General features: G+C 71.0%; 3 protein-coding genes. 1 reads left to right on the top strand and 2 read right to left on the bottom strand.

What is annotated here, in order from left to right; translation table 11 throughout:
* Window positions 1-280: 280 nt before the first annotated feature.
* Entirely contained in the window at window positions 281-1,183 is a 903-nt protein-coding gene (locus tag DKL51_RS30385) for an SDR family oxidoreductase (RefSeq protein ID WP_109965583.1), read from the top strand.
* A 40-nt stretch (window positions 1,184-1,223) separates the two neighbouring features.
* Here DKL51_RS30385 and DKL51_RS30380 read toward each other — a convergent pair whose 3' ends face one another.
* Together DKL51_RS30380 and DKL51_RS30375 are read right to left on the bottom strand one after the other, a co-directional pair.
* Window positions 1,224-1,877: a nucleotidyl transferase AbiEii/AbiGii toxin family protein gene (locus DKL51_RS30380; RefSeq protein ID WP_124812897.1), complete on the bottom strand. Its 654-nt coding sequence runs from the start codon at window positions 1,875-1,877 to the stop codon at window positions 1,224-1,226.
* Window positions 1,874-2,141: hypothetical protein (locus DKL51_RS30375; RefSeq protein ID WP_260428720.1), on the bottom strand; the 268-nt coding region annotated here is incomplete at its 5' end. The genes DKL51_RS30380 and DKL51_RS30375, both read right to left, overlap by 4 nt.

The following is a 2,141-nucleotide window of genomic DNA, read 5'->3' as shown; positions in this document are numbered from 1 at the left end:
GTGGCGGCGGCGGCCGCGACAGCCAGCACCTGACGGCGCGACGCGCCGGAGGAGGAGGTCATGGGGTGCCTTTCATGGGGGTGGTTGCGCCTCGTGGGCGCCGTTGCGCACCATAAACGACCTGCTGTCACATGTGCCACATCGCCCCGAGATGTTTCATCCCACCAGCGCCACGGGCCACCCGGGCGTAACACGACGTGCACCGAACAGCCGTTTTTCGACCGGGTGCCGGGGTAGGGCGAGGGGGACCGGACGGACGAAATGCGGGAGGGAGATCCCGGTGAGCGAGGACCAGTACACCCAGCAGGACCCCACCCGGCAGTACGGCCAGCAGCAGGGCCAGCCCGCGCAGCAGCAGTCTGCACCGGGCTCGGAGCAGCAGATGGGACCGAAGCCGGACCACGGCGAGGAGACGTATCGGGGCAGCGGCCGGCTCGACGGCAAGCGCGCCGTCATCACCGGGGGTGACTCGGGCATCGGCCGGGCCGTCGCCATCGCCTACGCCCGGGAGGGTGCCGACGTGCTCATCTCCTACCTCGGCGACGAGGAGGAAGCCGACGCACGCGACACCGTCCGCCTGGTCGAGCAGGCCGGCCGGAAGGGCGTGGCCGTCCGCACCGACCTCACCGACGAGGCCCACTGCCGCCAGCTCATCGACCGCGCGCTCGCCGACCTCGGCGGGATCGACATCCTGGTGAACAACGCCGCCTACCAGATGGCCCAGGACAAGGGCATCGCGGAGATCACCACCGAGCAGTTCGACCGGGTCTTCAAGACCAACGTGTACGCCATGTTCTGGCTCTGCAAGATGGCCGTGCCGCACCTGCATGAAGGTTCGGCCATCATCAACACCTCGTCGATCCAGGCCTTCAACCCGTCACCCCAGCTGCTCGACTACGCCACCACCAAGGCGGCCATCGCCAACTTCACCAAGGCCCTCGCGCTGAACCTCGCCGACCAGGGCATCCGGGTCAACGCCGTCGCGCCCGGCCCGGTCTGGACGCCGCTGATCCCGGCCACCATGCCCGAGGAAAAGGTGAAGAAGTTCGGCACCGACGTGCCGATGGGCCGGCCGGGGCAGCCCGCCGAACTGGCCCCCGCGTACGTCTTCTTCGCCTCCCAGGAATCCAGTTACGTCACCGGCGAGATCCTGGGGGTGACCGGCGGAAAGTTGACCAGGTGATGACCCGGCCGGGTGGCCGCCCGCCGCGGCGGGCGGCCGGTCAGCGCGGCCAGACGGCCATCCGGCGGCGCACCTCGGTCACCTGCGCCGCGTCCAGGCCGTAGCGGGCGAAGCGCCGGTCGGGCACCTCGTCCAGGTAGCGCCCGGCCGCCCGGACGTCCGCCAGGTCCAGCGCCGGGTCCACCTGCCGGGCCAGCTCCAGCAGCTCGGTCACGTCGTAGTGGTGCAGCGCCGCCGACACGTCGATGTAGTCGCGCACCTCGCGCCGGTTCACCAGCGCCGCGGTCTTGTTGGCGATCAGGTCGCGCACGTCCATCACCGGGCCCAGGTCCATCACCACCGGACTGCGGTACCGGTCGAGGCGCGCCAGGCTCAACCGGATCTGCCGGCCGTTCCGGCTCACCACGAAATCCCGGATGTCCCGGTCGAAGCCCTCGAAGAGTTCCCCGAGCTCGCTGTCCGGATCGGCCTGGGACACCTCGAAACCGGCCCGCTCCAGCGCGGCACGCACTCCGGCCGCCGCCGCGGCGGCCGCCCCCTCCACGTCGGCGAAGAGGTCCACGTCCTCGGTCGGCCGGGTCACCAGGCCGTGCGCCGCCCACGCCACCCCACCACCGAGCACGAACCGGTGCGGCCCGGCGGCCGCGAGGGCCACCCGGGCCACCTCCCGGTAGAAGTCGTGCAGGTGGGTCACGCCGTACGCAGACCGCGGTGCCGGCTCTCCCAGGCCAGCCGTACGCTCTTCGGGAGGTTCAGCCGCCGCCACACGCGGCGCAGCGTCCGACCGTTGATCAGATTCCGGAGGTCGTCGGTGCGGGTCGTCTCCCGCAGCACGTTCTCGTACATCCAGAGCAGGTCGTCCGGGTCGCCCAGGTCGAAGGTGCGCTCGCTGCTCCACATCAGTCGCACCGGCAGCTCCACCACGCCGCGGGTCGGGCCGGTGCGACTGATGTGGAGC

It is taken from the genome of Micromonospora globispora, from assembly GCF_003857015.1.
Taxonomy (GTDB): domain Bacteria; phylum Actinomycetota; class Actinomycetes; order Mycobacteriales; family Micromonosporaceae; genus Micromonospora; species Micromonospora globispora.
Note: the sequence above shows the minus strand (reverse complement) of the source record. Positions and strands in the feature narration are given on the sequence as shown.